The sequence below is a fragment of the Serinicoccus chungangensis genome (assembly GCF_006337125.1).
GTDB lineage: Bacteria > Actinomycetota > Actinomycetes > Actinomycetales > Dermatophilaceae > Ornithinicoccus > Ornithinicoccus chungangensis.
The window spans coordinates 2,070,118-2,096,265 of record NZ_CP040887.1 but is presented as its reverse complement, the minus strand read 5'-3'; the positions used below and the strand labels follow the sequence as shown (position 1 = coordinate 2,096,265).

At 74.3% G+C, this 26,148-nt stretch carries 30 protein-coding genes; 25 read left to right on the top strand and 5 right to left on the bottom strand.

Annotation, left to right across the window (positions count from 1 at the left end; translation table 11 throughout):
- The first annotated feature begins 49 nt into the window (after positions 1-49).
- The 4 genes from rpsP to trmD all read left to right on the top strand — a co-directional run bounded on the left by rpsP (position 50) and on the right by trmD (position 2,131).
- Positions 50-556: a 30S ribosomal protein S16 gene (gene rpsP, locus FHD63_RS09480; RefSeq protein ID WP_139721851.1), complete on the top strand. Its 507-nt coding sequence runs from the start codon at positions 50-52 to the stop codon at positions 554-556.
- Between the two features lie 2 nt (positions 557-558).
- Entirely contained in the window at positions 559-801 is a 243-nt protein-coding gene (locus tag FHD63_RS09475; RefSeq protein ID WP_130014759.1) for an RNA-binding protein, read from the top strand.
- Between the two features lie 86 nt (positions 802-887).
- Positions 888-1,409: a ribosome maturation factor RimM gene (gene rimM, locus FHD63_RS09470; RefSeq protein WP_139721850.1), complete on the top strand. Its 522-nt coding sequence runs from the start codon at positions 888-890 to the stop codon at positions 1,407-1,409.
- A gap of 5 nt (positions 1,410-1,414) precedes the next feature.
- Positions 1,415-2,131, top strand: coding sequence for a tRNA (guanosine(37)-N1)-methyltransferase TrmD (gene trmD, locus FHD63_RS09465; protein WP_139721849.1), 717 nt, complete (start codon positions 1,415-1,417; stop codon positions 2,129-2,131).
- 57 nt (positions 2,132-2,188) lie between these two features.
- Here trmD and serB read toward each other — a convergent pair whose 3' ends face one another.
- Positions 2,189-3,076: a phosphoserine phosphatase SerB gene (serB, locus tag FHD63_RS09460; protein WP_139721848.1), complete on the bottom strand. Its 888-nt coding sequence runs from the start codon at positions 3,074-3,076 to the stop codon at positions 2,189-2,191.
- Positions 3,077-3,338: 262 nt separating this feature from the next.
- On the opposite strand from serB, the gene rplS reads away from it, so the two are divergent.
- The 8 genes from rplS to FHD63_RS09420 all read left to right on the top strand — a co-directional run bounded on the left by rplS (position 3,339) and on the right by FHD63_RS09420 (position 9,544).
- Positions 3,339-3,722, top strand: coding sequence for a 50S ribosomal protein L19 (rplS, locus tag FHD63_RS09455; RefSeq protein WP_139721847.1), 384 nt, complete (start codon positions 3,339-3,341; stop codon positions 3,720-3,722).
- A 119-nt stretch (positions 3,723-3,841) separates the two neighbouring features.
- Positions 3,842-4,591, top strand: coding sequence for a signal peptidase I (lepB, locus tag FHD63_RS09450; RefSeq protein WP_139721846.1), 750 nt, complete (start codon positions 3,842-3,844; stop codon positions 4,589-4,591).
- Between the two features lie 44 nt (positions 4,592-4,635).
- Positions 4,636-5,316, top strand: coding sequence for a ribonuclease HII (locus tag FHD63_RS09445; RefSeq protein WP_139723084.1), 681 nt, complete (start codon positions 4,636-4,638; stop codon positions 5,314-5,316).
- The gene (locus FHD63_RS09440) at positions 5,313-5,633 is read left to right on the top strand and encodes a DUF2469 domain-containing protein (RefSeq protein ID WP_058892477.1); all 321 of its coding nucleotides are present in this window, start codon (positions 5,313-5,315) and stop codon (positions 5,631-5,633) included. Before FHD63_RS09445 ends, FHD63_RS09440 begins: the two co-directional genes overlap by 4 nt.
- Positions 5,634-5,740: 107 nt before the next feature.
- A complete protein-coding gene (locus FHD63_RS09435; protein WP_139721845.1) occupies positions 5,741-6,139 on the top strand; it encodes a YraN family protein in 399 nt (132 codons plus the stop codon).
- On the top strand, positions 6,139-7,668 hold the full coding sequence (locus tag FHD63_RS09430; RefSeq protein WP_139721844.1) for a YifB family Mg chelatase-like AAA ATPase: 1,530 nt from the start codon (positions 6,139-6,141) through the stop codon (positions 7,666-7,668). The genes FHD63_RS09435 and FHD63_RS09430 overlap by 1 nt, the downstream gene beginning before the upstream one ends.
- Positions 7,665-8,777, top strand: a complete 1,113-nt coding sequence (dprA, locus tag FHD63_RS09425; RefSeq protein ID WP_139721843.1) for a DNA-processing protein DprA — start codon at positions 7,665-7,667, stop codon at positions 8,775-8,777. The genes FHD63_RS09430 and dprA overlap by 4 nt, the downstream gene beginning before the upstream one ends.
- 137 nt (positions 8,778-8,914) lie before the next feature.
- Entirely contained in the window at positions 8,915-9,544 is a 630-nt protein-coding gene (locus tag FHD63_RS09420; protein ID WP_238705609.1) for a M23 family metallopeptidase, read from the top strand.
- A gap of 43 nt (positions 9,545-9,587) precedes the next feature.
- On the opposite strand, the gene FHD63_RS09415 is transcribed toward FHD63_RS09420, so the two are convergent.
- The 3 genes from FHD63_RS09415 to FHD63_RS09405 form a co-directional block, all read right to left on the bottom strand.
- Positions 9,588-10,478 carry a tyrosine recombinase XerC gene (locus tag FHD63_RS09415; protein WP_420853130.1) on the bottom strand — a complete coding sequence of 297 codons (891 nt, stop codon included), beginning with the start codon at positions 10,476-10,478 and terminating at the stop codon, positions 9,588-9,590.
- Between the two features lie 65 nt (positions 10,479-10,543).
- On the bottom strand, positions 10,544-11,113 hold the full coding sequence (locus FHD63_RS09410) for an RDD family protein (protein WP_139721840.1): 570 nt from the start codon (positions 11,111-11,113) through the stop codon (positions 10,544-10,546).
- Between the two features lie 13 nt (positions 11,114-11,126).
- Entirely contained in the window at positions 11,127-12,290 is a 1,164-nt protein-coding gene (locus FHD63_RS09405; RefSeq protein ID WP_139721839.1) for a pyridoxal phosphate-dependent aminotransferase, read from the bottom strand.
- Positions 12,291-12,548: 258 nt separating this feature from the next.
- Between FHD63_RS09405 and rpsB the strand changes: the two genes are divergently transcribed.
- The 7 genes from rpsB (at position 12,549) to rlmN (ending at position 19,038) form a co-directional block, all read left to right on the top strand.
- Entirely contained in the window at positions 12,549-13,517 is a 969-nt protein-coding gene (rpsB, locus tag FHD63_RS09400) for a 30S ribosomal protein S2 (protein ID WP_139721838.1), read from the top strand.
- 33 nt (positions 13,518-13,550) lie between these two features.
- Positions 13,551-14,378 (top strand): translation elongation factor Ts, encoded by an 828-nt coding sequence (gene tsf / locus FHD63_RS09395; protein ID WP_139721837.1) that lies wholly within the window; start codon positions 13,551-13,553, stop codon positions 14,376-14,378.
- A 171-nt stretch (positions 14,379-14,549) separates the two neighbouring features.
- The gene (locus tag FHD63_RS09390) at positions 14,550-15,437 is read left to right on the top strand and encodes an NUDIX hydrolase (RefSeq protein WP_202978361.1); all 888 of its coding nucleotides are present in this window, start codon (positions 14,550-14,552) and stop codon (positions 15,435-15,437) included.
- Between the two features lie 103 nt (positions 15,438-15,540).
- The gene (gene pyrH, locus FHD63_RS09385; RefSeq protein WP_139721836.1) at positions 15,541-16,314 is read left to right on the top strand and encodes a UMP kinase; all 774 of its coding nucleotides are present in this window, start codon (positions 15,541-15,543) and stop codon (positions 16,312-16,314) included.
- Positions 16,315-16,371: 57 nt separating this feature from the next.
- The gene (gene frr / locus FHD63_RS09380; protein ID WP_139721835.1) at positions 16,372-16,938 is read left to right on the top strand and encodes a ribosome recycling factor; all 567 of its coding nucleotides are present in this window, start codon (positions 16,372-16,374) and stop codon (positions 16,936-16,938) included.
- A gap of 28 nt (positions 16,939-16,966) precedes the next feature.
- Complete coding sequence (locus FHD63_RS09375) at positions 16,967-17,839, top strand: phosphatidate cytidylyltransferase (protein WP_139721834.1); 873 nt, start codon at positions 16,967-16,969, stop codon at positions 17,837-17,839.
- 23 nt (positions 17,840-17,862) lie between these two features.
- The gene (gene rlmN / locus FHD63_RS09370) at positions 17,863-19,038 is read left to right on the top strand and encodes a dual-specificity RNA methyltransferase RlmN (protein ID WP_139721833.1); all 1,176 of its coding nucleotides are present in this window, start codon (positions 17,863-17,865) and stop codon (positions 19,036-19,038) included.
- A gap of 6 nt (positions 19,039-19,044) precedes the next feature.
- Here the strand turns inward: rlmN and FHD63_RS09365 are convergent, their stop codons facing one another.
- Positions 19,045-20,256: an LOG family protein gene (locus FHD63_RS09365; protein WP_139721832.1), complete on the bottom strand. Its 1,212-nt coding sequence runs from the start codon at positions 20,254-20,256 to the stop codon at positions 19,045-19,047.
- 114 nt (positions 20,257-20,370) lie between these two features.
- On the opposite strand from FHD63_RS09365, the gene FHD63_RS09360 reads away from it, so the two are divergent.
- The 6 genes from FHD63_RS09360 to dxr all read left to right on the top strand — a co-directional run bounded on the left by FHD63_RS09360 (position 20,371) and on the right by dxr (position 26,147).
- Positions 20,371-22,287: a propionyl-CoA synthetase gene (locus FHD63_RS09360; protein WP_139721831.1), complete on the top strand. Its 1,917-nt coding sequence runs from the start codon at positions 20,371-20,373 to the stop codon at positions 22,285-22,287.
- Positions 22,288-22,401: 114 nt separating this feature from the next.
- Positions 22,402-22,548 (top strand): hypothetical protein, encoded by a 147-nt coding sequence (locus tag FHD63_RS15980; protein WP_158296746.1) that lies wholly within the window; start codon positions 22,402-22,404, stop codon positions 22,546-22,548.
- Between the two features lie 41 nt (positions 22,549-22,589).
- Positions 22,590-22,721: a hypothetical protein gene (locus FHD63_RS16895; protein WP_275100569.1), complete on the top strand. Its 132-nt coding sequence runs from the start codon at positions 22,590-22,592 to the stop codon at positions 22,719-22,721.
- Positions 22,718-24,022, top strand: a complete 1,305-nt coding sequence (locus tag FHD63_RS09355) for a hypothetical protein (RefSeq protein ID WP_139721830.1) — start codon at positions 22,718-22,720, stop codon at positions 24,020-24,022. The genes FHD63_RS16895 and FHD63_RS09355 overlap by 4 nt, the downstream gene beginning before the upstream one ends.
- Complete coding sequence (locus FHD63_RS09350) at positions 24,019-24,906, top strand: hypothetical protein (RefSeq protein ID WP_139721829.1); 888 nt, start codon at positions 24,019-24,021, stop codon at positions 24,904-24,906. Before FHD63_RS09355 ends, FHD63_RS09350 begins: the two co-directional genes overlap by 4 nt.
- Before the next feature lie 17 nt (positions 24,907-24,923).
- A complete protein-coding gene (dxr, locus tag FHD63_RS09345; protein WP_139721828.1) occupies positions 24,924-26,147 on the top strand; it encodes a 1-deoxy-D-xylulose-5-phosphate reductoisomerase in 1,224 nt (407 codons plus the stop codon).
- Position 26,148 lies beyond the last annotated feature (1 nt).

The following is a 26,148-nucleotide window of genomic DNA, read 5'->3' as shown; positions in this document are numbered from 1 at the left end:
GCGGCGCCGGGTCGCACACCACTGACAACTATGAGGAGACACCGCACACGTGGCTGTCAAGATTCGTCTGAAGCGCATGGGCAAGATCCGTGCACCGTACTACCGCGTCGTCGTCATGGACTCCCGCGCCAAGCGGGACGGCCGGGCGATCGAGGAGATCGGCAAGTACCACCCCACCGAGGAGCCGTCGCTCATCGACATCGACTCCGAGCGTGCGCAGTACTGGCTCGGTGTCGGCGCGCAGCCGACCGAGCAGGTCGCAGCGCTGCTCAGGGTCACCGGCGACTGGCAGAAGTACAAGGGTGAGCCGGGTGCCGAGGGCACGCTGAGGGTCCGCGAGCCCAAGGCGGACAAGAAGGCCCTCTACGAGGCTGCCCTGGCCGCCTCCGACGGCGAGGACACCTCGGGCGCCACGACCCAGCGTCGCAAGAAGTCCACCAAGGCCGGGGCCTCCGCCACGGACGAGACGGCTCCGGCGGCCGACACCGACGGCTCCGCCGCCGCCAGCAGCGGTGACGAGGCGGCTGAGAGCGGCGCGCAGACCGACGAGGCCTGAGCATGCTCGAGGAAGCGCTGGAGCACCTGGTCAAGGGCATCGTCGACCACGACGGTGACGTGGTCGTCCGCACCAAGAACGCCCGGCACGGCGACATCCTGGAGGTCCGGGTCCACCCGGAGGACCTGGGTCGCGTGATCGGTCGTCGCGGACGCACCGCGAGCGCCCTGCGCACCGTGGTCGGCGCCCTCGCCGGCGGCGAGAAGGTCCGCGTGGACATCGTCGACACCGACCGGGCGCGCTGAGACCGCTCCCCGTCAGCACCCCCCGCGACCCGCCCGGCGCTCCAGCGCCCGGGCGGGTCGCGCCGTCCACCGGACCGGAGGAGACCATGAGCCCGACCTTCGTCGTCGCCCGTGTCGGCAAGCCGCACGGTCTGCGCGGTGAGGTCACCGTGCAGGTGCACACCGACGACCCGGAGGCCCGGCTCACCCCCGGTGCCCGCTTCGACACCGACCCCGCGCCGCGCGGCCCGCTCACGCTGGCCACCGTGCGGCAGCACCAGGGCACCTACCTCCTGGGGTTCGAGGGGCACCCCGACCGCACCGCCGCCGAGGCGCTGCGCGGCACCCGGCTGCTCGTGGACGACGACGCGGGGGAGGACGAGGACGCCGACGAGGGGTGGCGCGAGGACGACCTGCTCGGCTTCACCGTCGTCCAGGTCGACGGGCGGCCGGTCGGTGAGGTCGCGGCGCTGCACGTGCGGCCGGTCCAGGACCTGCTGGAGGTGCGGACCCCGTCCGGGGCCGTCGTGCTCGTGCCCTTCGTGGAGGAGCTGGTGCCCGAGGTCGACGAGGAGCGGCGCACCGTGGTCGTGGACCCGCCCCCCGGTCTGCTCGAGCTGGGGGAGTGAGCGGTATGCCGCTGCGGCTGGACGTCGTCACGATCTTCCCCGAGTACCTCGCGCCCCTGGACCTGTCGCTGCTGGGGCGCGCCCGGCGCGAGGGGTTGCTGGACGTGCACGTCCACGACCTGCGGAGGTGGACCCACGACCGGCACCGCACCGTCGACGACACCCCGTACGGCGGCGGGGCCGGGATGGTGATGCGGCCCGAGCCGTGGGGCGAGGCCCTGGACGAGATCTGCTCGTCCGTGCCCGGCCGCACGCCGCGCCTCGTGGTGCCGGGGCCCGGCGGTGAGGTCTTCAGCCAGGAGGTCGCGTCCCGCCTGGCCCTGGAGGAGGACTGGCTCGTCTTCGTGTGCGGACGCTACGAGGGGATCGACGAGCGGGTCTACGACGAGTTCGCGGCGCGCTACCCGCTCAGCATCCTGAGCCTGGGCGACTACGTGCTCAACGGGGGCGAGGTGGCTGTGCTGGCCATGACCGAGGCGGTGGCACGGCTGCTGCCCGGCATGGTCGGCAACGAGGCGTCCCTGCTGGAGGAGTCGCACACGGGCGGGCTGCTGGAGTACCCCGTCTACACCAAGCCCGCCAGCTGGCGCGGGCACGACGTCCCCGAGGTGCTGCTCTCCGGCCACCACGGCCGGATCGCCGCCTGGCGGCAGGAGCAGCGGCTGCTCCGCACGGCGCAGCGCCGCCCCGACCTCCTGGCCCGCTACGAGGCCGACCACTGAGCTTCCTGACCTGCGTCTGCGGGTGAGAGGCCCCGGGGACGTCGGTCCAGGACGCCGTCAGGGGCGGACGAACTCGTCCTCCGCGTAGCCCTGCAGGTAGAGCACGGCCGTGAGGTCCCCGTGGTTGACCCGGACCGGCACCTGGCGGGCGACGGCGGGCTTGGCGTGCAGCGCGACCCCCAGACCGGCAGCGCGCAGCATCGGCAGGTCGTTGGCGCCGTCACCGACCGCCACCACGTCCTCGGGACCCAGCCCGAGCCGGGCGCAGATCTCCTCCAGCGCCCGCAGCTTCGCCTCCTGACCGACGACCGGGAGCACCACGCGACCGGTCAGCCGGCCGTCCGCGACCTCGAGCGTGTTGGCGCGGTGCTCGTCGAAGCCGAGGCGCTCGGCCACCACCCGGGTGAAGAGGGTGAACCCGCCGGAGACGAGCGCGGCATACCCGCCGGCCGCGGCCATGGTGGCGAGCAGCTCGGCTCCTCCCGGTGTCGGGGTGATGCGGTCGGCGAGGACCGTGTCGACCACGCCGACCGGCAGCCCGCGCAGCAGGGCGACCCGCTCGTGCAGGGCACCGGCGAAGTCGAGCTCGCCGTTCATGGCGCGGGCCGTGATGCCGGCGACCTGCTCGCCGACCCCGGCGTGCGCCGCCAGCTCGTCGATGCACTCCTGCTGGATCATCGTCGAGTCCATGTCGGCGAGCAGCACCCGCCGCCGGCGCGCCCCGTCGGGCTGCAGGACGACGTCGACCCCGCGCGCCTGCCAGGTGGTCCAGAGGTCCTCGTCGAGGCGCATCCGAGGCCCGACCGGGACCTGCACGGCGGACCCCGGGCGCAGCCAGCGCGGCTCGCCGGCCACCTCGGTCCCGGCCACCTCGGAGGGCGTCGTCCTGGAGAGGTCACGGGCGCTCGGGTCGCTGAGGAGCGTCAGGAGGGGCACGTCGTCCATGCTAGGCGGCGGACGGGCGTGGCCCCGAGCGGCGCCGGCGCCGGGCGGCGACGGACTTGGAGGGTTCCCGCGACCTCTGGCACACTAGGCCTTTGTGTCCCGGCGTCCGCGCCGAACAGCCCGTGCCCCTGCCACAGGGGGAAGCGTGCGGGTGGTGCCGACCGGAGACCACACCACGACGACCGTGCCCCGCCAGCCTGTGCGCCGGCGCGGGACCGACACGCCGCGGGTGACCTGTGGCACCCACGAGCAGGAGAGCATCATGCACAAGCTTGCCGATCTCGACGCCGCGAGCCTTCGCAGCGACATCCCCGACTTCCGGGCCGGCGACACCGTCAACGTCCACGTCAAGGTCATCGAGGGCAACCGCTCCCGTGTCCAGGTCTTCAAGGGCGTCGTCATCCGTCGTCACGGCGGTGGCCTCGGTGAGACCTACACCGTGCGCAAGGTGTCCTTCGGTGTCGGTGTCGAGCGCACCTTCCCGCTGCACTCGCCGAACGTGGAGAAGATCGAGGTCGCGAGCCGCGGTGTCGTGCGCCGCGCCAAGCTCTACTACCTGCGCGACCTGCGCGGCAAGGCGGCCAAGATCCGCGAGCGCCGCGACAGCGTCCCGGCCGCCAAGTCGCAGCCGGCCGACCAGGGCTGAGCCACACCCTCCGACGACGATCCCCCGCCCGGCCCGGCCCGGCGGGGGATCGGTCTGTTCCCAGCCATCCGCGTTAGGGTCGGCATGGCCACAGACCCGACACGACAGGACGACATCCGGTGAGCGAACCCACCCGGGAGAGGGGCAGCTCCTCCGACGAGGGCACCCCGCGGCCGGTCGAACGGCGGGCCCCCACCGGTGGCTTCTGGGCGGGGGTCCGGGAGGTCGTCACGATCGCCGCGACCGCCCTGGTCATCTCCTTCCTCATCAAGACCTTCGTCGCGCAGGCGTTCTGGATCCCCTCCGGCAGCATGGAGCCGACGCTGGTCTACGGCGACCGGGTCATGGTGAGCAAGGTGCAGGCCGGCCCCCTGTCGGTCGACCGAGGTGACGTCGTCGTCTTCGAGGACCCGGGCGGCTGGCTGCCGCCGGTGCAGCGGGTGGACCGCGGGCCGGTCGTCAACGCGGCGCTGCGCACCCTGGAGTTCGTGGGGGTCGCGCCGTCGTCGCAGGGCAACCACCTCATCAAGCGGGTCATCGGGCTGCCCGGCGACACCGTCGAGTGCTGCGACGACGAGGGCCGGCTCATGGTCAACGGCGAGCCCCTCGACGAGGACTACGTCTACCCCGGCGACGAGCCCAGCACCACCGACTTCTCCGTCACGGTGCCCGAGGACCACATCTGGCTCATGGGCGACCACCGGTCGAACTCGCGCGACTCGCGGGCCAACGACGACGGCACCGGCCAGGAGGGTTCGGTGCCGCTGGACGCGGTCGTCGGCCAGGCCGTCGTCCTGCTCTACCCGTTCGACCACTTCGACTGGTTCACCGTCCCGGACACCTTCGCCGACGTCCCGGACGCGCCGTGAGCACCGCGACGTCCCGGCGTCCGGCCCAGCGGCCCAGCCTGCGCGTGGAGCGCACGCTGCAGCGCGAGGGCTTTGCCGTGCTCGTGGGCATGGACGAGGTCGGCCGGGGTGCCCTCGCCGGACCGGTGAGCGTGGGCGTCGTCGCGATCGACGCCTCGTGCCGGACGGCGCCCCAGGGGGTCAAGGACTCCAAGCTGCTCACCGCCGCGGCGCGCGAGCGCCTGGTGCCGCGGATCCGGCGGTGGGCCCTCGGGCACGCCGTGGGGCACGCCTGGCCCCAGGAGATCGACGACCGGGGCATCATGGCGGCCCTGCGGCTGGCGGGGGAGCGGGCGCTGGCCGGGCTGGGCGCCACGAGACCGGACCTCGTCCTGCTCGACGGCAACCACGACTGGCTGACCGACCCGACCCGCGTCGGCCTGCTCGGGCTCGTCGACGGCCCACCACCCGGCCCCCCGGTCCGCACCATGGTCAAGGCCGACCTGCGCTGCTCCTCCGTGGCCGCGGCCTCGGTCCTGGCGAAGGTGGAGCGGGACGGGCTGATGGTGCAGGCGGCGGCCGAGCCACGGCACAGCGCCTACCTGTGGGACCAGAACAAGGGCTACGCCGCACCCGAGCACCAGGACGCCCTGCGCCGGCTGGGGCCCAGCGACTGGCACCGGCGCAGCTGGAACATCGCCGCGGCGGCGACCGTCGTCGCGGGCGAGGAAGGAGTGACGCCATGAGCGCGGAGGACCTGGAGAAGTACGAGACCGACGCCGAGCTGGCGCTCTACCGCGAGTACCGCGACGTCGTCGGGCTGTTCACCCACGTGGTGGAGACCGAGCGCCGGTTCTACCTCGCCAACGAGGTCGACGTGCAGGTCCGGACCGGGGACGGGGAGACCTGGTTCGAGGTGACGCTCACCGACGCCTGGGTCTGGGACGTCTACCGACCGGCCCGCTTCGTGCGCAAGGCCCGGGTCATCACCTTCAAGGACGTCAACGTCGAGGAGCTCGCCAAGTCCGACCTCGACGTCAAGGGCCTCACCGACGGTCGCTGACCGGCCGTCCACATCCTCCGCACGCCCACCCGGTCGTCCACAGCCGACGGCCCGGCCCTTGCGCAGGCCGGGCCTGCTGCGTTGGCTGAGGAGGGCCACCGCCGACGGTGGTCCAGGAGGAGGGGGAGATGGACGAGGGGGGTATGCCGTGGTCGAGGGCCCGGCAGATCGGCGACCGGGGCGAGGAGCTCGTCTGCGCGCACGTGCAGGCGCTGGGCTGGATGGTGCTGGAGCGCAACTGGCGCTGCCCGGAGGGTGAGCTCGACGTCGTGGCCCACGACGGCCACCAGCTGGTCTTCTGCGAGGTCAAGACGCGTCGCTCGGCCCGGTTCGGCGAGCCGGTCGAGGCGGTGGGCCGGGACAAGGCGCATCGGCTGCGACGGCTGGCCTGGGCCTGGCTGGACGCCCACGAGCGCCGGGGAGCCTCCTTCCGGATCGACGTCTTCGGCCTCCTGAGCCCGCCGGACGCGCCGACCCGGCTCACCCACCTGCGGGGAGTGGCCTGATGGCCCTCGCGCGGACGCACGCCGTCACCCTGAGCGGGGTCGAGGGGCGCCTGGTCACCGTGGAGGCCCAGGGGGCCGACGGGCTGCCGGCGACGGTGATGACCGGTCTGGCCGACAGCGCCTGCCGGCAGGCGCCGGACCGGGTGCGGCCCGCCCTGCGCAACTGCGGGATGCCGGTCCCCCCGCGGCGGTGGACCATCAACCTGTCACCGGCGGGCGTCCCCAAGGCCGGCAGCGGCCTGGACCTCGCCATCGCGGTGGCGATGATGGCCGCGGAGGGCCACGTGCCCCCGGCGGCGGTCCGGGGGATCGGCCACGTCGGGGAGGTCGGCCTCGCCGGCGACGTGCGTCCGGTGCCCGGGGTGCTGCCCATGACGCTGGCCGCCGCCGCCGACGGCGTCGCCGAGCTGCTGGTGGCCGCGGACGCGGCGCGGGAGGCGGCCCTGGTGGCCGGGGTGCAGGTGCACCCGGTGCGCACGCTCGGTGACGTCCGTGCCTTCTACCTCGCCCGGTCCCGTGGCGAGGAGCTGCACCTCGAGCTGCCCCCGGCCGCACCCTCCGTCCCGGCCCGGGTGCCCGACCTCGGTGACGTGGTCGGGCAGGCCGTGGCCCGCCAGGCCCTGGAGATCGCCGCGGCCGGGGGCCACCACCTGCTGCTGGTGGGCCCGCCGGGGGCGGGCAAGACGATGCTCGCCGAGCGGCTTCCGGGCATCCTGCCCGAGCTGGGGCCTGACGACGCGCTGGCGGTGACGGGCATCCACTCCGTCCTCGGCGCCCTGCCGGCGGACGACCGGCTGGTGACGCGCCCGCCCTTCGTCGCGCCGCACCACACGGCGTCCACGGCCGCGGTCATCGGCGGCGGCTCCCGCCTCATCCATCCGGGTGCCGTGTCGCGGGCCCACCGCGGCGTCCTCTTCATGGACGAGGCGCCGGAGTTCCGCCGCGACGTCCTCGACGGTCTGCGCCAGCCCCTGGAGTCGGGCGAGGTGCTCATCGCCCGGGCCGACCGGCACGTGCGTCTGCCTGCCCGTTTCCAGCTCGTGCTCGCGGCCAACCCGTGCCCCTGCGGCGGCGCCGGCGGTGCCTGCTCGTGCCCACCCTTCCGCCGGACCGGCTATCTGGGCCGGCTCTCCGGGCCCTTGCTGGACCGGATCGATCTCAAGCTGGCCGTGAGTGCGGTCACCCGTGGCGACCTGGCGCTCCCGCCGGGCGAGCCGTCCGCCGTGGTGGCAGCCCGGGTGCTGCAGGCGCGGCAGCGCCAGCGGGAGCGGTGGCGGGCGTCGCCCTGGCTGCTCAACAGCGAGGTCCCCGGGGCGGTGCTGCGCGAGCAGCCCTGGCGTCTGGGCCCGGCGCAGCGGCGGCCGCTCGAGCGCGCGATGGACCGGGGTGCGTTGACGCTGCGGGGTCTGGACCGCGCGCTCCGGGTCGCCTGGACGCTGGCCGACCTGCGCGGCGCCCCGCGCCCCGACCTCGACGACGTCACCCTGGCGCTGGACCTGCGCACGCCGAGCGGGGTGAAGGTGGCATGAGGGCGGACGACGAGCGTCGGGCGCGGATCCTGCTGTCCCGGCTCGCCGAGCCCTACGACGAGCGCATCCAGCAGGTGGTGGCCGAGCACGGGGTCGTGGACACCGTCGGCTACGCCCTGCGCGACGGTCGCGCCCCCGGCGGCGTGGACCTCGGGCGACTCACGGCGCGGGTCGCGCGCGCCCGGACCGTCGACGACGAGCGGATCGCCGGTCGGCTGGGGGCTCGCATCCTCGTGCCCGGCGACCCCGAGTGGCCCGACGGCCTCGACCAGCTGGAGCAGCCGCCCTGGTGCCTCTGGGTGAGCGGGCCGGGCGACCTCGCCGCGCTGTCCGGGCGCAGCGTCGCGGTGGTGGGTGCCCGGGCGAGCACCGCCTACGGCGACCACGTCACCGCCGGGCTGTGCGTCGACCTCGTGGCCCGCGGCTTCACGGTCGTGTCCGGTGCGGCCTTCGGCATCGACGCGGCGGCCCACCGCGCGACGCTGTCGGCGGAGGGGTCCACCGTGGCGGTGCTGGCCGGAGGGGTCGACGTGCCCTATCCCCGCGCCAACACCGATCTCATCGACCGCATCCGTCGGACCGGTGCCCTGGTCAGCGAGACGCCACCGGGCGGGGCCCCGGCCCGGATGCGCTTCCTCGCCCGCAACCGCATCATCGCGGGCGTGGCCCTGGGGACGGTGGTCGTCGAGGCTGGCCTGCGGTCCGGCGCCCGCTCGACGCTCAAGCACGCCCGGGAGCTGGGCCGGCCGGTGATGGCCGTCCCGGGTTCGGTGGAGAGCCTCATGTCGCAGGGCACGCACGCCGAGATCCGGATCGGCGCCGAGCTCGTCACGGACGGCGCCGAGGTGGCCGAGCTGGTCGGGCGCATCGGTGACGACCTCGCACCGGTCAAGCAGGGAGAGAGACGTGCCACGGACGGGCTCACGGAGGACCTGCGGCGGGTGTGGCAGTGGCTTCGGCCGCGCTCCTCGAGCGCGGTCGACGACGTCATGGCGCGGTCGGGCCTGACGCTGCGGGAGACGCTCGGGGCGCTGCGCGAGCTGGAGCGTGCGGGTCTGGCCGAGGAGCTCCTCGACGGGTGGCAACGGCGACCTGTGGGGGCCCGATGAACCTGGCCGGGGGACCCGGGACGGCGGACGGCGCTGGCGCCCCCCGCCGCGCGCGCCGCGCCGGCGACACGCGCCGCCTCGGTCGAGCCAGGCGCGTCGGCCGCTCGAGTCAGGCCGCCTGGGCGGCCCTGGCAGCCGTGGCGGTGCTCGCCGGGTCCTCCACCCCGGTGGTGGCGGCCGCGCCGGTGGTCTCCTCCTCGGGCGCGCTGGTCTCGGTCCTGCTGGGTCTGCGCGTGCCCACCTTGGACACCGCTACGGGGGACCGGCAGAGCACCGCGCTGTGGGGCTGGCCCCTCGCCGGCGTCCCCGAGATCCTGCAGGGCTTCGACCCGCCCGAGCACCGTTGGGGGCGTGGCCACCGAGGCGTCGACCTCGCAGGTCTGCCCGGCGAGAGGGTGCTGGCGGTGGACGGGGGTGTCGTGAGCTTCAGCGGGGAGGTCGCCGGGGTGGGCGTGGTGAGCGTGACCCATCCGAGCGGTCTGCGCAGCACCTACCAGCCGGTCGGGGCCCGGGTGGCCCAGGGGACACGAGTGGCTCGCGGGGACCCCCTCGGGCGGTTGACGTCCGGGGGCCACTGCGCCGTCCACGACTGCCTGCACCTCGGGGCCGTGCGGGGTCGCGACGGCTACGTCGACCCGACGCCGCTGCTGCTCGGCGTGGAGCTGACCCTGCTCCCGCACGAGGGTCGGGCCACCGGGAGGGCGGGTGCCGGACCGGTGGACGGACCCGGTGGGGCCGGTGAGGACGCACGAGAGGAGGTCCGGTGATCGCGTGGGTGGGCCCGGCAGGGACGGAGGAGGTGGAGTCCGGTCAGGCGCGCGGGTGTGCCTGCTGGTAGGCGGAGCGGAGGCGCTCGACCGACACGTGCGTGTAGATCTGGGTGGTCGCCAGGCTGGCGTGCCCCAGGAGCTCCTGGACGGTGCGCAGGTCCGCACCGCCCTCGAGCAGGTGGGTGGCCGCGCTGTGCCGCAGCCCGTGCGGCCCCAGGGGCGGGGTGTCCGGCAGGTGGGCGAGGAGACCCTGCAGGCTGGACCTGACCTGCCGCTGGTCCACCCGGCGCCCACGGCGGCCGAGGAAGAGCGCGGGCCCCGACTCGGCCGTCACCAGACGAGGACGTCCCGCGTCGAGCCACGCCGTGGTCGCCTCCGCCGCCGGGGCACCGAAGGGCACCACGCGCTCCTTGTCGCCCTTGCCCAGCACCCGGGCGGTCCCGGTCCCCAGGTCCAGGTCGTCCATGTCGAGACCGGTCAGCTCACCCACGCGCATCCCGGAGGCGTAGAGCAGCTCCAGCATGGCGCGGTTGCGCAGGTGCAGCGGGTCCTCGTCGTCGGCAGCGACGGCCGCCAGGTCCATGAGCGCTGCGGCCTGCGGGGCCCGGAGCACCCCGGGCAGGTGAGCGTCCTTGCCCGGGGCGAGCAGCCGCAGCGAGGGATCCGCGGGCAGTCGTCCGGTGCGCTGGGCCCACCGGAAGAAGGTCTTCGCGCTGGCCGCCCGACGGGAGACGCTGGACCGGGCCGCGCCGGCGGCGCCCAGCCCGGCCAACCAGGCGCGCAAGTCCCCCAACCTGACGGCGGCGGGGTCGGGCACCTCCCGGCGGGCCAGGAAGGTGTCCAGGGCGCGCAGGTCGGCGAGATAGGCGCGGACGGTGTGCGACGAGCGCCCCTTCTCGATCTCCAGGTGCTGCGCGAACTCTGCCAGCAGGGACTCGCCGAGAACGGCCCGGCCGGGCCGCCCCTCACCGCCGCCGCCGGACCGGCGTGGCTCGCTCACGGGGCCATTCCCCGGCTCGCGACCCGCGCCACCCGGGTACCCGCCGCGCGGTCGTGGATGCCGCGACCCCCGACGAGGGCCGGTGCGGCGCACAGCACCGCCAGCACGAGCGAGAGCACCACCAGACCTAGGCCCCAGCCCTCCTGCACCTCCAGGATCCCCCTGCTCGCGCCGAGATGTGCCAGCTGCCACGGGAGGGCCTTGACGACGTTGCGGAGCCAGACCGCGGAGCGGCTCGGCGCGGTGCCGTCGAGCGCCGTCACCACCAGGCCTGCCCACCGCTTGCCGAGCGTGGCCTGACGGGCAGAGGACTCGGTGAGCGCGAGGTAGCACACGTAGGGGACCACGGTGGCCAGCGTGACGGCGACGTCGGAGGCCAGCAGGGAACCCGGCGTGACGGTGACGGTGGCAGAGACCCCGAGCGTCGGTCGCAGCACGAGGCCGGCCAGGGTCAGTACCCCGAGCCACCCGCCGACGACCGCCCAGTCCCCGAGCCAGGACCCCACCCGGGCCCGCGGCGAGGGACGCCAGGACGCGGGCGCTCTCGTCGGGGGCGCGGACGGCATACCAGCGAGCCTGTCAGGCGCTGCCGAGCCGGTGCAGGCGGCGCGCCGCCTTCAGCAGAACCTCGTCCTGCTTGCAGAACGCGAAGCGCACCAGGCTGCGCACCGGCGTGGGGTCGTCGCAGAAGACCGAGACGGGCACGCCGACGAGGCCCAGCTCCTCCGGCATGCGCCGGCAGAAGTCGACGGCGTCCTCGACGCCGTGACCCGCGAGGTCGGCGATGACGAAGTAGCTGCCCTGGCACGGGCTCACCGGGACCCCGACCTCACCGAGGGCTGATACGAGCAGGTCCCGCTTGTCCTGCAGCTGCTGCGCGAAACCGTGGAAGAACGCGTCCGGCATCGCCAGACCGTGGGCGACCGCCGGCTGCAGGTGCGTCACGCCGACGAAGGTGAGGAACTGCTTCACCGCCGCGACCGCGTCCACCAGCTCCCGCGGGCCGCTCACCCAGCCGGTCTTCCACCCGGTGAGGGAGAAGGTCTTGCCCACCGAGGAGATCGTCAGCGTGCGCTCGAACATCCCCGGCAGCCCGGCGATGGGGAGGTGCTGCTGCCCGTCGAAGACGAGGTGCTCGTAGACCTCGTCGGAGACGACCACGAGGTCGTGCTCGCGCGCGACCGCGGCGACCCCCTCCAGCTCGGCGGCGGTGAAGACCTTGCCGGTCGGGTTGTGCGGCGTGTTGAGCACCAGGACGCGGGTCCGGTCCGTCACCGCCGCGCGCAGCTGCTCGAGGTCCAGCCGCAGGTCGGGGAAGCCGAGCTGCACGCTGCGGCGCACCCCGCCGGCCATCGCGACGGCCGCGCCGTAGGAGTCGTAGGACGGCTCGATGACCAGCACCTCCTCTCCGGGCTCGACCAGGGCGATGAGGGAGGCGGCGATCGCCTCGGTCGCGCCGACGGTGACGAGGACCTGCGTCTGCGGGTCGAGCGGTATGCCGTACCACCGCTCCTGGTGGTCGGCGACCGCCTCGCGCAGGACGGGCAGGCCGCGGGCCGGGGCGTACTGGTTGAGCCCCTCCTGCAGGCCGCGCGCCGCGAGGTCGAGCATCTCCTGCGGGCCGTCGGTGTCCGGGAAACCCTGCCCCAGGTTGACCGCGTCGAACTGCAGGGCACGCTGGGTCATCTCGGCGAAGACGCTGGTGCCGAAGGGCTGGAGTCGCTGGACGAGAGGATCGCTCATCGGGCCACGGTAGCGATTCGTCCGCCGGACGCCCGCTGGCGTACCCTGGGACCTACGTGCGTCTCGTCCTGCCCTCGGGCCGGCCCGACGCGCGAATTCGCGCCCGGGCGCGACCGGTGCACACCGCATACCTCCTCGGTAGGCGGCTCGTCGCCGGTGGCGCACCTTGCGGTCTCTCGTCCGTGCCAGCACGGTCGTGGGTGGGGAGCGTCCCCGGGCCAGGACACAACTGCCATCGAGAAGAAAGCGAGACACGGCATGGCCGTCGTCACCATGCGCCAGCTCCTGGAGAGCGGCGTCCACTTCGGGCACCAGACCCGTCGCTGGAACCCCAAGATGAAGCGCTTCATCATGACCGAGCGCAACGGCATCTACATCATCGACCTGCAGCAGTCGCTGACGTACCTCAACGAGGCGTACGACTTCGTCAAGCAGACCGTCGCGCACGGTGGGTCGATCATGTTCGTCGGCACCAAGAAGCAGGCTCAGGAGTCCATCGCCGAGCAGGCCACGCGGGTCGGGATGCCCTACGTCAACCACCGCTGGCTGGGCGGCATGCTCACCAACTTCCAGACCGTCTCCAAGCGCCTCACGCGCATGAAGGAGCTCGAGGAGATCGACTTCGACGACGTGGCCGGCAGCGGCCGCACGAAGAAGGAGCTCCTCATGATGCGTCGCGAGTACGAGAAGCTCGCCAAGACGCTGGGCGGCATCCGGGACATGCAGAAGGTGCCCTCGGCCGTCTGGGTCGTCGACACCAAGAAGGAGCACCTGGCCGTCACCGAGGCCCGCAAGCTCGGCCTGCCGGTCATCGCGATCCTCGACACCAACTGCGACCCGGACGAGGTCGACTACAAGATCCCGGGCAACGACGACGCGATCCGCTCCGTCACCCTGCTGACCCGTGTGGTCGCCGACGCCGTCGCCGACGGTCTCATCTCGCGCTCCGGCGGCAGCAGCTCGACCTCGGGCGAGGAGACGGCCGCCAACGAGCCGATGGCCGAGTGGGAGCGCGAGCTGCTCGCCGGCGCCGAGGAGTCCGAGCCCACCGTCGGTGCCGAGCAGGCCACGTCGGAGGACAAGGTCACCGCCGAGGCGCAGACCCAGGCCGAGGAGACGCAGGCCGCCGACACCGCTTCGGAGACCGCCGAGGCGACCGAGGCCGCGGCGGAGACCGCCGAGGCGGGCGACACCGCCGAGGCGACCGCCGAGCCCACCCAGTCCTGATCCCTCCCTTCACGAAGGAGCAAGCAAGCACTCATGGCGAACTACACCGCCGCTGACATCAAGGCGCTGCGCGAGTCCACCGGCGCCGGCATGATGGACGTCAAGAAGGCGCTCGACGAGGCCGACGGCGACACCGCCAAGGCCACGGACATCCTGCGGGTCAAGGGCCTCAAGGGCGTGACCAAGCGGGAGGGCCGCTCCGCGACCAACGGGCTCGTCCGGGCCCAGGTCGACGGTGGCGTCGGCACCCTCGTCGAGGTCAACTGCGAGACCGACTTCGTGGCCAAGGGCCCGGTGTTCGGCGAGCTGGCCGACCGCGTCCTCGCCCAGGCCGTGGCCGTCGAGGCCGCGGACGTCGACGCCCTCCTGGCCTCCGACATGGACGGCAAGACGGTCAAGGACGTCCTGGACGACGCCAACGCCACCATCGGCGAGAAGATCGAGGTCCGTCGTGTCGCCCGCGTCGCGGGTGACCAGGTCGTGTCCTACCTGCACAAGACGATGCCCGACCTGCCCCCGCAGATCGGTGTCCTCGTCGCCACCTCCGGTGGTGACGAGCAGGTCGCGCGTGACATCGCGATGCACGTCGCGGCGTTCTCGCCCTCGGTCCTGACCCGCGACGAGATCGACGCCGACACGGTGGCCAACGAGCGCCGTATCGCCGAGGAGACCGCCCGCGAGGAGGGCAAGCCCGAGCAGGCGCTGCCCAAGATCATCGAGGGCCGGGTCAACGGCTTCTTCAAGGAGAACGTCCTGCTGGACCAGCCGTTCGCCAAGGACACCAAGAAGACGATCGCCAAGGTCGCCGAGGAGGCCGGCGCCGAGGTGACCGGCTTCGCGCGCTTCAAGGTCGGCGTCTGACGCCAGCCCTGAGGCTCAGCACCGACCGGAAGGCCGGGTCCCGCACCGCGGGGCCCGGCCTTCCGGCATCGTCCGGGCCGTGCCGGGCGGACAGGTGTGCTGCGGCGGGGGGACCCTGCCCGGCCGGGGGCCGAGGTGGTCGGCAGGGCCCGCGGGAGGCATCATGAGGCCGTGCCCGCCGACCTGAGTGCCGAGCTGGTCGCCGTGGTGACCGCCGTCGACGCCGACCGACCCCTGGTGCTGACCTCGGGGGAGCGCCCGCGGCTGCCGGCCGGGCCCCTGCGCTCGGAGCACCGCTCCATGCAGGCGGGGCTCAGCGCGTGGGTGGAGCAGCAGACGGGGCACCGGCTCGGCTACGTCGAGCAGCTCTACACCTTCGCCGACGGCGACCCGGGGGCGCGGCGGGCCGTCTCGGTCTCCTACCTCGGCCTCACCCGTGCCGTGTCCGGCCCGCAGTGGCGCGACTGGTACGCCTTCTTCCCCTGGGAGGACCACCGCGCCGTGGAGGACCCGGGGACGTCGGGGGCGCTCCTGGTGGAGCGGACCGTGGCACCGCTGCTGACGGAGTGGGTGGAGGGCGCCGGGGGCGGGGGACGCAGCGCCCGCCGGCGCCGGGCCGACATCTGCTTCGGCCTGGGCGGCCGGGCCTGGGCGCCCGAGCTGGCCCTGCAGCGCTACGAGCTGCTCTACGAGGCCGGCCTCATCCCCGAGGCGGGGGCGTCCCTGGTGCCGGGGGACCCCCTGGAGTCCGACCACCGGCGCATCCTGGCCACCGCGCTGTCCCGGCTGCGCGCCACGATCCAGTACCGGCCCGTGGTCTTCGAGCTCGTGCCGCAGACCTTCACCCTCGGCCGGCTCCAGCGCACCGTCGAGGCGCTCGCGGGTCGACGCCTGCACAAGCAGAACTTCCGGCGCCTGGTCACCGGGCAGGAGCTGGTGGAGGAGACCGGCGAGATCTCCCCGGACACCGGGGGGCGGCCGGCCCGCCTCTACCGCTTCCGCCGCGCCGTCCTGGACGAGCGTCAGGTGGCGGGCACCAAGCTCCCGACGCCGCGCTGACCCGGCGCTGACCGGGCGTCGTCCCGGCCGGCGCGATCGCCGCACCCCCGCGCGTGTGGCAGGATCGAGCGACCGCCCAGCCTCGATCCCAGGAGGACTCCTGATGACCACGACCGCGCCCGCGCACCGGACCGCGACGAGCCACGAGACCTCTTCCGAGCACCCGGGGCGGGCGCGTCGCGTCCTGCTCAAGCTCTCCGGCGAGGCCTTCGGTGGGGGGCACGTCGGCGTCGACCCGGACGTGGTCAAGGGGATCGCCCACCAGATCGCCGACGCGCACCGCACCGGGGTGCAGATCGCCGTCGTCATCGGCGGCGGCAACTTCTTCCGCGGCGCCGAGCTGCAGCAGCGGGGGATGGAGCGGGCGCGGGCCGACTACATGGGCATGCTGGGGACGGTGATGAACTGCCTGGCCCTGCAGGACTTCCTGGAGAAGGAGGGCGTGGACACCCGGGTGCAGACGGCCATCACCATGGGCCAGGTCGCCGAGCCCTACATCCCGCGTCGCGCCATGCGCCACCTCGAGAAGGGGCGCGTCGTCATCTTCGGTGCGGGCGCGGGGATGCCGTACTTCTCCACCGACACCGTCTCGGCGCAGCGGGCCCTGGAGATCAAGTGCGACCAGGTGCTCATGAGCAAGCACGGCGTGGACGGCGTCTACACCGCGGACCCGCGCACCGACGACCAGGCCCGCAAGCTGGACGAGCTGACCTTCTCCGACGCGCTCGTCGGCAACCTGCGCGTGGTCGACGCCGCGGCCTTCAGCCTCTGCATGGACAACGAGCTGCCGATGCTCGTCTTCGGGATGGACGGCGAGGACTCCATCACCCGGGCGATCAAGGGTGAGAGGATCGGGACACTCGTGACGGCGGGCTGACCGCCGCACCGCTACGGACCTGCCGCACCACGACATACCACGCAAGGAGCACCCACGATGTCCGAGGTCGTCGAGATGGCCCTCATGGAGGCCGAGGAGAAGATGGACAAGGCGCTGGAGGTGGCCCGCGAGGACATGGCGTCCATCCGCACCGGCCGCGCCCACCCCGGCATGTTCACCAAGCTCGAGGTCGACTACTACGGTGCGCCGACGCCGCTGCAGCAGCTCGCCAGCTTCAGCATCCAGGACGCCCGCACGGTGCTCATCACCCCCTACGACAAGTCGGCGATGAAGGACATCGAGAAGGCGCTGCGGGAGGCCGACCTGGGGGCCAACCCCAGCAACGACGGCAACGCCATCCGGATCGTCATGCCGCAGCTCACCGAGGAGCGCCGTCGCGAGTACATCAAGCTGGCCCACGCCAAGGGGGAGGACGCCAAGGTCTCGGTCCGGCACGTGCGCCGGCACGCCAAGGACGTCATCGACAAGGCGGTCAAGGACGGCGAGATCGGCGAGGACGACGGCACCCGCGGGGAGAAGGAGCTCGAGGCCCTGACCCGGCGGCACGTCGACGTCGTCGACGACATCCTCAAGCACAAGGAGGCCGAGCTGCTCGAGGTGTGAGCAGCTCAGCCCGAGGGGGAGGGACCCGATGACCGAGCCGAGCCCGACGGCCCCCGCGGCGGATGCTGGCACCCGGCGGGCGGCCAGGTCGGCCCGCCGGCCCCCGCGGGCCGGCCGCAACCTTCCCGCCGCCATCGCGGTCGGCGTCAGCCTGGTGCTCGTCATCCTGGCCAGCCTGGTCTTCTGGAAGGCCGCGTTCGTCTACCTCGTCACCGCCGCCGCGGTGGTCGGCGTCTGGGAGCTGGACCAGGCGTTGCGCACCGGCCGGGTCGACCCGCCCCGGGTGCCGGTCTTCGCCTCGGTCGGGCTGGTGCCGCTCGCCTACTACCAGGGGGCGGACGCACTCGCGGTCGGCTTCGCCACTGCCACGGCGCTCATCCTCGTGTGGCGCAGCATCGGCTCTCCCCGGGACGCCGCCCGCGACGTCGCCGGCGGCGTCTTCATCGTGGCCTACGTCCCCCTGCTCGCCGCCATCGCCTCGCTCATGCTGGCGCAGCCGGACGGCGTCGGTCGGATCATCACCTTCATCCTCGTCACCGTGGCCTCCGACACCGGAGGGTATGCCGTGGGCGTCCTGCGAGGACGCACCCCGATGTCCCCCTCGTTGTCGCCGAAGAAGTCCTGGGAGGGCTTCGCCGGGTCGGTGGCCACGAGCGCCGTCGTGGGGGCCGTCTGCGTCTTCTGGCTCCTGGACGGGGCCTGGTGGGCGGGGCTCGTGGTGGGCGCGTGCGCGGCCGCCTTCGCCACCGTCGGCGACCTGGCCGAGTCCGCGATCAAGCGGGACCTCGGCATCAAGGACATGAGCAGCATCCTGCCCGGCCACGGCGGGGTGATGGACCGGCTGGACTCCCTCGTCGTGACCGTGCCCGTCTGCTGGGCGCTGCTGCACCTGCTGGTCTGAACGCCTGAGACACTGGGAGTGCCATGACGACCGATCTCCCCGCCCCGACCGCCGACCGCCCCGTCCCCGGACAGCTCACCTTCCGTGCGCCCCGCCGGGGCAAGGCCCCGACCCACCTCGCCGACCACGACCTGGCCGGGCGCAAGGAGTGGGCCACCGAGCTCGGCATCCCCGGGTTCCGTGCCGACCAGGTGAGCCGCCACTACTTCGAACGGCTCGTCACCGACCCGGACCAGATGACCGACCTGCCGAAGGTGGGCCGGCGAGAGCTCGTCGAGGGCCTGCTGCCCCCGCTGCTCACCCCCGTGCGATCGCTGTCCGCCGACGACGGCGCCACGCTCAAGCAGGTGCACCGGCTGCACGACGGCGCCATGGTCGAGTCGGTGCTCATGCGCTACCCCGGCCGGGTGACGATGTGCATCTCGAGCCAGGCCGGGTGCGGGATGAACTGCCCGTTCTGCGCGACCGGCCAGGCCGGGCTCACCCGCAACCTGTCGACCGCGGAGATCGTCGAGCAGGTCGTCGCCGCGGCCCGGGCGCTGCGCCCCGGCCAGCTGGCCGGGGGCGAGGACGAGGGCGAGGCGGCCGACCAGGTGCGCGTCAGCAACGTGGTCTTCATGGGCATGGGTGAGGCGCTGGCCAACTACAAGGCGTCCCTCGGCGCGATCCATCGCCTGGTCGACCCCTCCCCGCACGGCCTGGGCATGTCCGCGCGGGGGGTGACCATGTCGACGGTCGGACTGGCCCCGGCCATCGACAAGCTGGCGGGGGAGGGCATCCCCGTCACCCTCGCCCTGTCCCTGCACGCCCCGGACGACGAGCTGCGCGACGAGCTGGTGCCGATCAACACCCGCTGGAAGGTCGACGAGGCCCTCGACGCCGCCCGTCGTTACTTCGAGACCACGGGTCGCCGCGTCTCCATCGAGTACGCCCTCATCCGGGACATCAACGACCAGGCGTGGCGGGCCGACCTGCTCGGCGAGAAGCTCAACGCGCGCGGGCGCGGGTGGGTGCACGTCAACCCCATCCCGCTGAACCCCACCCCGGGGAGCAAGTGGACCGCCTCCCGGCGCGGGGTCGAGCAGCAGTTCGTCGAGCGGCTGCTGGCCCACGGCATCCCCACGACCGTGCGCGACACCCGCGGGTCGGACATCGACGGCGCCTGCGGGCAGCTCGCGGCGACCGCCCAGCCCTCCTGAGGCACCTCAGCGGAGCAGGTCCGCAGCCTCCTCGACGGTGTCGACGAGGTGCAGGGCACCCGCCATCGGCCGGTCCGCGGCCAGCGCCTCCAGCAGCGGCCACACGGGCAGCCGGGTCGTCCAGTGCTCCCGGCCCACCAGGACCAGGGGGGTGAGCCCGTCCTCGGCGTCCACCTCGTAGTAGAGCCGCGTCGCCATCTGGAAGACCTCCTGCACCGTCCCGGCCGCCCCCGGCAGGACGACGAGGCCGTGCCGCGACTGCGCGAGCAGCAGGTCCTCGCGCAGCGCGTTGGAGAAGAACTTCGCGATGAGCTGGCCGAAGGCGTTGGGCGGCTCGTGACCGTAGTACCAGGTGGGGATGCCCACGCTGCGCAGCCGGCGCGGGCCCGCGCCGTCACCGGCCCCGACCTCGGCCCGCAGCCGCAGGGCCGGCCGCGCCCAGGCCCCGATGTCCGGCGCGAAGTCGGGCACCTGCGCCAGCACCTGCAGGGCCCGGTCGAGCACCTCCTCGTCAGCGGCCCAGGCGCCGAGGTTGGCGGCCTCCATGGCCCCCGGACCGCCGCCGGTCAGGACCACGCCGCCGCGGGCGGCCAGCCGGTGGCCGAGCAGGGCGGCGGCGGCGAAGTCCTCGCCCCCTCGCCGGAGCGCGTGCCCGCCCATGACCCCGACGACCCGGCGGCCGCCCAGCGCGGCGACGAGGGCGTCGGTCATGGCGTCGTCGTGGATCGCCCGCAGCGCGGTGACGTAGGCGTCGTGGCGGACGGTCGCGTCCTCGAACCAGCGGTAGGCGCGCGCGTCCGGGGTGCGCTCGTAGCCGTGCTCCTCCACCCCGGCGTAGAGCTCCTCGGCGGTGTAGAGGTGGGCGCGGTAGGGGTCGACCGGTGCGTGCGGCGCGGCGGGGAAGACGAGGGCCCCGGCCCGGCGCAGGTGCGTCTCCACCTCCGCGTCCAGCCGGCCACCGAGCACGACGAGGTCGCCGAGGTCGTCGCGGGCCAGCAGCAGCTCCCGGTCGAGGGTGAGGTCCACGCCCTGCACCCGCAGGGGCGGCAGCGGGCCCTCCGCCCGCAGCCAGCGCCCCCAGGTGCCGGGGTCCTCGACCTCGCGGTCGTCCGGGCACGGGTGGGGCTCGACGCGACCGTAGCGCACCTCGGACGTCTCTCCCGCACCGACGGGCCGGTCGCAGACCTGCTCGCTCACCGGGCCCTGGTGCTGCTGCATACCGAGCGACCCTAGCGGCCGGCCGGCGTCACCCCTCCCACCGCCCGGCGCGCGCGGACGACCGCCCGGCGACCGGACCTGGCGCGCGGCCGTCGCGGGGTGTGTGATGGCCCTATGAGCAGCGACGCCACCCCGCAGCAGGCCTACCGCGAGCAGGTCGCCTCCAGCCTCGCCGACCCCCGCACCTTCTGGGGGGAGGCGGCGGGCGCGATCGACTGGATCCACCGGCCGCGCGAGGTCCTCGACGACGGGGACGCCCCGTTCCACCACTGGTTCCCGGACGGCACCCTCAACGTCTGCTACAACGCCCTGGACCGGCACGTGGTGCACGGCCGGGCCGACCAGACGGCCCTCATCCACGACAGCCCGGTCACGGGCACCGTCCGGCGGTGGACCTACGCCGAGCTGCTCGACCTCGTGGCCCGCTTCGCCGGCGTGCTGCGCGACCTCGGGGTGCGGAAGGGCGACCGCGTCGTCGTCTACCTCCCGATGGTCCCCGAGGCGGTCATCACCATGCTGGCCTGCGCCCGCATCGGTGCGGTGCACTCCGTGGTGTTCGGGGGCTTCGCGCCCGCCGAGCTCGCCGCACGCATCGAGGACGCGCGCCCCACGGTCGTCGTCTCGGCGAGCTGTGGCATCGAGCCGAACCGCGTCGTGCCCTACAAGCCGATGCTCGACGAGGCGATCGCCCGCTCCGCGCACCGGCCCGCCCACTGCGTCATCCTCCAGCGGGAGCAGCTGACCTGCGAGCTCGGGGAGCGGGACCTCGACTGGGCCAGCCTCATGCATCCCGACGCCGTCGCGCCGGCGGCCTGCGTGCCGGTGCGGGCGACCGACCCGCTCTACGTCCTCTACACCTCCGGCACGACCGGCCGGCCCAAGGGGATCGTCCGCGACAGCGGCGGGTATGCCGTGGCGCTGCGCTGGTCGATGACGCACCTCTACGGCGTCCAGCCCGGGGAGACGTGGCTCTGCGGGTCCGATGTCGGCTGGGTGGTCGGGCACTCCTACATCGTCTACGCCCCGCTGCTCACCGGGGCCACGACCATCCTCTTCGAGGGCAAGCCGGTCGGGACGCCGGACGCCGGTGCCTACTGGAGGATGATCGCCGAGCACCGGGTGGTCGCGGCGTTCACCGCCCCGACCGCCATCCGGGCGATCAAGAAGCAGGACCCGCGGGCCGAGCTCGTCCCCGGCCACGACCTCTCCTCGTTGCGCGCGCTCTTCCTCGCCGGGGAGCGTCTGGACCCGGACACCTGGCGGTGGGCGTCCGACCACCTGGGCGTCCCGGTCGTCGACAACTGGTGGCAGACCGAGACCGGCTGGCCGATCGCCATCAACCCGGTGGGTCCCGAGGGTGCCCTGCTGGACATCCGCCCCGGCAGCCCCGGCCCGGCGACCGTCGGCTACGACGTCCGCGTGCTCGACGAGCGTGGCGAGGAGGTGCCCGCCGGGACGGAGGGGGCGATCTGTCTGCGGCTGCCGCTCCCACCCGGCTGTCTCCCGACCCTGTGGCAGGACGACGAGCGCTTCGTCTCCTCCTACCTGTCCACCTACGAGGGCCACTACCTCTCCGGCGACGGCGGGTACGTCGACGAGGACGGCTACGTCTTCGTCATGGGTCGCACCGACGACGTGCTCAACGTGGCCGGGCACCGTCTGTCCACGGGAGCGTTGGAGGAGGCCCTGGCCGGGCACCCGGCCGTCGCGGAGTGCGCCGTCATCGGCGTGGCCGACGACCTCAAGGGCCAGGTGCCCCGCGCCCTGGTCGTGCTCAAGTCGGGGGTCGAGGCGGACGAGGCCGCCCAGGAGCGGTTGCGCCACGAGCTGGTGGCCCGGGTGCGGGCCGAGGTCGGTCCGGTCGCCTCGCTGCGCCAGGTGGACGTCGTCGAGGCGCTGCCCAAGACACGCTCGGGCAAGATCCTGCGCCGGACGATGCGCCAGATCGCGGACGGCGACACCCCCATGGTGCCCTCGACGATCGAGGACGTCTCGGTCCTGGACGGTCTGCGTCCGGTGCTCCGTCCCTGACCCGGGCACCGGGGGCCGGGAGCCTGTGGACAACGCCGTCCGGCGGGCTGCACCTGCCCTAGCCTCGGTGGCAGTCGGGCGTGCCGTGCCCGGCAGGAGATCGAGGGGGAGCACATGGGGTATGCCGTGCGCGTGGACGGCGAGCACCTGCAGGCCGCCGCGGGGGAGCTGGAGGCGGCCGGGGGAGCGCTGGAGGAGGTCGCCGACGGGCTCGCCCGCGCCCTCCAGGGCGTGGCCGCGGCGGCGGGGGTGGCCTGCTGAGCCGCGCCGCGACGGACGCCGCCGGGCGGGGGCGCTGCAGGGTGCTCGAGGTCGCCGGGCAGGGGGAGTGCCTGGCGCGGGCGGTGCGCCAGGCGCGGGCCGACTACCTCGAGCTGGAGAGGTCCCTGGCCGGGGGCTGGGCCCGCAGCCCCCGGACGGGGCTGGCGCCATGAGCACCTCGGTGCTGGCGACCTCGCCCGAGGAGATGGAGCAGGCGGCACGGTCGTTGCAGGCGGCCGGGGACCAGATCGAGGCCGCGGCGGACCGCGTGCTGAGGGGTGCGCCGCAGCCCTCGGGGTGGTCCGGGCTCGCCGCGTGGCAGGCCGCAGCACGGGCCCGGGAGGTGCACCGGCTCACCCGGGCGGCGGCAGCACCGCCGCGGGAGGCGGCGGCGGCCGTGCTGGACTGCGCCGCCGCCGCGCGGGTGGCGACCCGGGAGGTGCACACGTGGACCCGGCGGGCCGGACGTGCCCGGGCCGAGATCCTGGCGCTGCAGCTGCCGGGACCGCCGCCCGAGCCCGCGCTGGAGCTGCTCCGTCGGCGTCGGATCGAGCAGCTGCAGCACGAGGAGGCGCTCGCGTGCCGCCGCGTCGTCGCGCTGGAGGACGACTTCCGGGAGCGGGAGCGCGGCGCCGCGCGCCAGGTCTCGCAGGCCTGGGACCTCCTCGACGAGGTGCGTGACCTGGCCACCGCGCCCCGGAAGGCCGTGGAGGCGTTCGGGTACGCCTGGGGGACCGGGGAGCGGGTCGTCCGCACCACCCAGGTCGTCGTCCGGCTGGCCCGGGCCCGCTGGTCCCGGGCCGCCCACGTGCGACGGGAGGCGCTGCGCCGGGCCGCGCACGCGCTGTCCCGGCTGCGTGCCCTGGTGCGGGTCCGCGGAGGGGCCGTCCTCGGTCGGGTGGCCCTGGTCCCGGGGCCGCACCGCCTGGTCACGGCCTGGTTCGGGGCGTGGGGCGACGTGCGTGACGGGGGCGGCTACGCCGGGTGGAGGGGCGAGGTGACGAGGGGTCTCGCCGCCGCCGGGATCGTCGGGGGGTTCCTGGTGGTGCCGGGCACCCTCGTCCACCCTGCGGTCGGTGGGGTCGGCGTCGGTCTCCTCACGGCCTGGGCGGCCTGGTCGTCGGGCAACGCGGCGTGGGACGGCGGCTCGGCCCTCGTCCGGTACGCCCGGAGGCACGGCCCACGCTTCCTGCAGCGGACCGGCCGACGGGTCGCTCTCGCCTCCCACCGGGCCCTGGGACGGCTGCGTGAGGTCCGCCGCGCCCTCCCCGACGCGCGTCACCGGGTCGTGGGTCTGCCTGCGGTCAGGGTGCGCCTGCCCGCCCGGGAGATGGTCGACCGCGTCGTCGGTCGGCTGCCTGGCACGGAGTCGGTCCGGGAGTGGTGGCGCAGGGCGGGAGACCCGCTGCTCATGCCGGTCGTGCGCGTGCCCGTGCTGCCGGGCCCGGTGCGGCTCGGGCGGTGGGACCCGTGAGCGACCCCACGGTGCCCGGCGACCCCTGGGCCACCCCGGGCGGGTCCGGTCCGTGGGGCGGGCCGGTGCTGGTGGTGACCCCCGCCGAGCTCGAGGTGCTGGAGGACGCCCACGCCCGTCTGCTCGACGCCTCCGCGCACGAGGGGGCCGGTGACGACCGCCGTGGCACCACCGGTCGACCGGAGCGAGCGGACCGGCCCGTGGCGCCGGTCGCGCACCGACCGGGTCGGCCGGAGGCGGTGCAGTCGCTGCAGGGGCGGGGACTCATCGACGCGGAGGGCGCGCTCGCGACCGGCGCTCCGTTCGCCGACCTCGTCCTGGTGATGCTCGACGTCCGGGTCGCCGCCGAGGCCCTGATCGTCGTCGAACGACGCCTCGCCGGGGCCGAGGAGCACCCGGACCTGCGCCTGCTGCACCTCATCGCGGCGGGCGGGGTGGTCGAGGACCTGCACCCGGGCGGGTGGCACGGGCTGGACCTGCTCGTCGACCCGGGCCGGCTCGCCGAGCAGGCGCTCGCGCCGCTGCTGCCCCCGGACGCGGCAGCGGGTCGGGGCGAGCCGGTCGTCCTGGACCCGGAGGACCCGGACGCTGCGGCGGTGACGCTCGGGGCGCGCCTGCTGGCCGAGCTCACGCTCGCGCGGCCCGGCTCGGGGACCGAGGAGTCGGTCCTGCTCGCCGTCGGGGACTCCGGGTGCCACGTGGCGTGGGCGCCGGCCGCGTCCCCCGGCGACCCGGCCACCGCGCCCGCCGCAGGCGAGGGCACCGCCTCCCGGCCGGCACCGACCTTCGCCCCGACGTCCCCGGAGGCGCTGCGCGGCCTGGTCCGCGAATGGGTGTCCCGGGTGGTCGAGCCGGTCCCGGGGCCCCGCCACGCGCCGACCTGACGGTGCCGGCAGGCACAATGACCGGTGTGAGTGCACGCAGCCTGACCATCCTCGGCTCGACCGGGTCGATCGGCACCCAGGCGATCGACGTCGTCCGGGCGCACCCCGACCGGTTCCGGGTGCACGCCCTGGCCGCCGGCGGCAGCGACCCGCGACTCCTCGCGGCCCAGGCCGTCGAGCTCGACGTCCCGCTGCTGGCCGTCGCCCGCGACGACGACGCGGTGGTCACGGTCCTCGAGGACGCCCTGGCCGAGGCCGCCCGCGCGGCGGGGCGGCCGGCATACCGGCCCGAGGTCCTCACGGGGGCAGAGGGGGTGGTGCAGGTCTCGGGTGCAGGGGCCGACGTCGTGCTCAACGGGGTCACCGGCAGCATCGGCCTGCGCCCGACCCTCGCCGCGCTGGGCGCGGGCAGCACCCTCGCCCTGGCCAACAAGGAGTCGCTCATCGTCGGCGGCCGCCTCGTCACCGGTGCCGCCGCGCCCGGGCAGATCGTGCCCGTCGACTCCGAGCACAGCGCCATCGCCCAGGCGCTGCGCTCGGGCAGGGCCGACGAGGTGCGCCGGCTGGTGCTCACCGCCAGCGGGGGACCGTTCCGGGGGATGAGCCGCGACCAGCTGACGCACGTCACCCCGCAGCAGGCGCTCGCCCACCCCACCTGGGACATGGGACAGGTGGTCACCACCAACTCGGCGACCCTGGTCAACAAGGGCCTGGAGGTCATCGAGGCCCACCTGCTCTTCGACGTAGACTTCGAGGCCATCGACGTGGTGGTCCACCCGCAGTCGGTGGTCCACTCCATGGTCGAGTTCGTCGACGGCTCGACGATCGCGCAGGCCTCGCCGCCGACCATGCACATCCCCATCGCGCTCGGTCTGGCCTGGCCGGACCGGTTGGCCGACGTCGCCCCGGCCTGCGACTGGAGCCGTGCCACGAGCTGGGAGTTCCTGCCGCTGGACGACGAGGCCTTCCCGGCGGTGCGGCTGGCGCGTCAGGTCGGCCAGGAGGGCGGGACCTTCCCGGCGGTCTACAACGCCGCCAACGAGGTGTGCGTCGCGGCGTTCCACGCCCGCACGCTGCCCTTCACCGGCATCGTCGAGGTCGTCGGACAGGTCGTGGGCGAGCACGCCGGGAACTCCACCGCCGCCGCAGGTGTTGACCTCTCGGTGGACCAGGTGCTGGCCGCCGACGCCTGGGCGCGGGCCGCCGCCGCCCACCGGATCCAGTCCCTCGGCCGGGGCTGAG

Coding starts and splice junctions, on each gene's coding strand:
- FHD63_RS09475 (WP_130014759.1), top strand. CDS start 559: ATGCTCGAGGAAGCGCTGGAGCACCTGGTCAAGGGCATCGTCGACCAC.
- rimM (WP_139721850.1), top strand. CDS start 888: ATGAGCCCGACCTTCGTCGTCGCCCGTGTCGGCAAGCCGCACGGTCTG.
- trmD (WP_139721849.1), top strand. CDS start 1,415: ATGCCGCTGCGGCTGGACGTCGTCACGATCTTCCCCGAGTACCTCGCG.
- serB (WP_139721848.1), bottom strand. CDS start 3,076: ATGGACGACGTGCCCCTCCTGACGCTCCTCAGCGACCCGAGCGCCCGT.
- rplS (WP_139721847.1), top strand. CDS start 3,339: ATGCACAAGCTTGCCGATCTCGACGCCGCGAGCCTTCGCAGCGACATC.
- FHD63_RS09440 (WP_058892477.1), top strand. CDS start 5,313: ATGAGCGCGGAGGACCTGGAGAAGTACGAGACCGACGCCGAGCTGGCG.
- FHD63_RS09430 (WP_139721844.1), top strand. CDS start 6,139: ATGGCCCTCGCGCGGACGCACGCCGTCACCCTGAGCGGGGTCGAGGGG.
- dprA (WP_139721843.1), top strand. CDS start 7,665: ATGAGGGCGGACGACGAGCGTCGGGCGCGGATCCTGCTGTCCCGGCTC.
- FHD63_RS09410 (WP_139721840.1), bottom strand. CDS start 11,113: ATGCCGTCCGCGCCCCCGACGAGAGCGCCCGCGTCCTGGCGTCCCTCG.
- FHD63_RS09405 (WP_139721839.1), bottom strand. CDS start 12,290: ATGAGCGATCCTCTCGTCCAGCGACTCCAGCCCTTCGGCACCAGCGTC.
- rpsB (WP_139721838.1), top strand. CDS start 12,549: ATGGCCGTCGTCACCATGCGCCAGCTCCTGGAGAGCGGCGTCCACTTC.
- tsf (WP_139721837.1), top strand. CDS start 13,551: ATGGCGAACTACACCGCCGCTGACATCAAGGCGCTGCGCGAGTCCACC.
- pyrH (WP_139721836.1), top strand. CDS start 15,541: ATGACCACGACCGCGCCCGCGCACCGGACCGCGACGAGCCACGAGACC.
- frr (WP_139721835.1), top strand. CDS start 16,372: ATGTCCGAGGTCGTCGAGATGGCCCTCATGGAGGCCGAGGAGAAGATG.
- FHD63_RS09375 (WP_139721834.1), top strand. CDS start 16,967: ATGACCGAGCCGAGCCCGACGGCCCCCGCGGCGGATGCTGGCACCCGG.
- rlmN (WP_139721833.1), top strand. CDS start 17,863: ATGACGACCGATCTCCCCGCCCCGACCGCCGACCGCCCCGTCCCCGGA.
- FHD63_RS09365 (WP_139721832.1), bottom strand. CDS start 20,256: ATGCAGCAGCACCAGGGCCCGGTGAGCGAGCAGGTCTGCGACCGGCCC.
- FHD63_RS09360 (WP_139721831.1), top strand. CDS start 20,371: ATGAGCAGCGACGCCACCCCGCAGCAGGCCTACCGCGAGCAGGTCGCC.
- FHD63_RS15980 (WP_158296746.1), top strand. CDS start 22,402: ATGGGGTATGCCGTGCGCGTGGACGGCGAGCACCTGCAGGCCGCCGCG.
- FHD63_RS09355 (WP_139721830.1), top strand. CDS start 22,718: ATGAGCACCTCGGTGCTGGCGACCTCGCCCGAGGAGATGGAGCAGGCG.
- dxr (WP_139721828.1), top strand. CDS start 24,924: ATGACCGGTGTGAGTGCACGCAGCCTGACCATCCTCGGCTCGACCGGG.